At 38.3% G+C, this 1,634-nt stretch carries 1 protein-coding gene; it reads right to left on the bottom strand.

Annotated elements, in window-relative coordinates; genetic code table 11:
- Positions 1 to 462: 462 nt before the first annotated feature.
- Positions 463 to 1,581, bottom strand: a complete 1,119-nt coding sequence (locus NI466_RS15735) for a Fic family protein (protein WP_016807159.1) — start codon at positions 1,579 to 1,581, stop codon at positions 463 to 465.
- Positions 1,582 to 1,634 lie beyond the last annotated feature (53 nt).

Here is a 1,634-nt window from a genome sequence, read left to right as displayed (position 1 = left end):
ATTTAACATAATGGTGATTATACGAAGTACACTTGTATATTAATATAAATATCAATTACTTAAAAAATTTAATCTGATCACAAAATGCACAAAATTAGATGTTTGTAATAAGTTGGTGAGTTTTTAAGCGAATCTGTAACATTTCGCCAGTAAATCTGATTAAAAAATGATCAATTTAGCAACCAGTGCCCATTTCATACGGATCCAGGTTCCAAAACTATCCCCAATTGCTGGGGATAAAATTTAGGCTATTTTGTACGCCCTGGCGCACAACAATCTCGGCTCTTTGCGGCTACCTGGAACAGTGGAATTTTCCTATGATGAACTCATCAGGAACAGGAAGTTCCATAACATAAAACAAAAATTATAAGTTATTGCACATGGACCAGAGGGTACAACAGCGCAATCAGCAACGATAAAAAACCCCGGCAGGATGCTGGGGTTTTTTATTGCTTAGAATATCTATAACTGGGTATTGATCTGATAGCGTGTATTACGTCCACCACCTTCTAATTTAACGATACATTCTTTCTCAAGTAAGTCTGATAAGTGGCGAGTAGCCGTTGCCTTACTGACTTTAGCAACCTTTTGATATTGCGAAGCACTAATACCATGTTCAAAGCCATTTTCGCCACCGTCTAATAAACGATTTAGAACTTTACGTTGTTCTTCACCCAGGGCTAAATTTGAATATTTATGCCAAAATTGACTTTTAAACAATGTTCGACTGATCTGCGCTAAGGTTTTTTCAAGGCTTTCATTCAACGTGTCTAGAAACCAAATCAGCCAATCTGTGATATCAGAATCATTTTTTTGAGTTTGTTCTAATATCTCATAGTAACTTTTACGTTTATTTAATATCGTAGTAGACATTGCATACAAACGGATACTTTGCTCATCCATTTGAGCTAGAGCAAGGTCTGTAAGTGTACGTGTAATACGGCCATTACCATCATCAAAAGGATGTAGGGTAACAAACCATAAATGGGTAATGCCTGCACGTAACAGAGGATCAAGCAATGAATCATTCAGACTCTGATTAAACCACGCTATGAAGGTATGTAAGCGTTCTTCTAAGCCTTCTCTTGGCGGTGCTTCAAAATGTACTTTAGGGTAATCCAATCGACCTGAAACGACCTGCATAGGCTCTGATCCCCTCAGTTGACCAATGCGTAAACGTTGCATTGTCCAGTCGGGGTCATTGAAAAGCCAACGATGCCATTGCATGAGGCGCTCAACAGTCAGTGGTTGCTTAACATCGTTCAGCGCATCCAGCATGATATTGGCTAAACCTTCTGATCGATCTGAGCTTGGATAAGGCTGTTCAAGAGTGACACCCAAGCGTTGGGCTAAAGATGATCGCAATGAAAAAACATTGAGGGTTTCATTTTCAATTGCTGATGAAGCAACGAGATTGGCAAGTAGAGTATCTAGAGTGAATTGTTCTTTCGCTAAATCATGCTGACTTTGTCCAAGAAGAATTCCTATTTTTTGATGTATCTGTCTGGTTTTAGGTAAGATAGTTGAATCTTGCCATGTGAAATTTGTCCAGTTTTCTGCTTGCCAAATCCATTTCTGCATTTTCAATCTCTCTCATCTAAAATCTAAGATGAGTTAAATATAGCACAAATTCG

This window comes from Acinetobacter lwoffii (assembly GCF_024129595.1).
Lineage (GTDB): Bacteria > Pseudomonadota > Gammaproteobacteria > Pseudomonadales > Moraxellaceae > Acinetobacter > Acinetobacter lwoffii_O.
The sequence above is the reverse complement of the archived record's forward strand: the minus strand, read 5'-3'. Positions and strand labels throughout refer to the sequence as shown.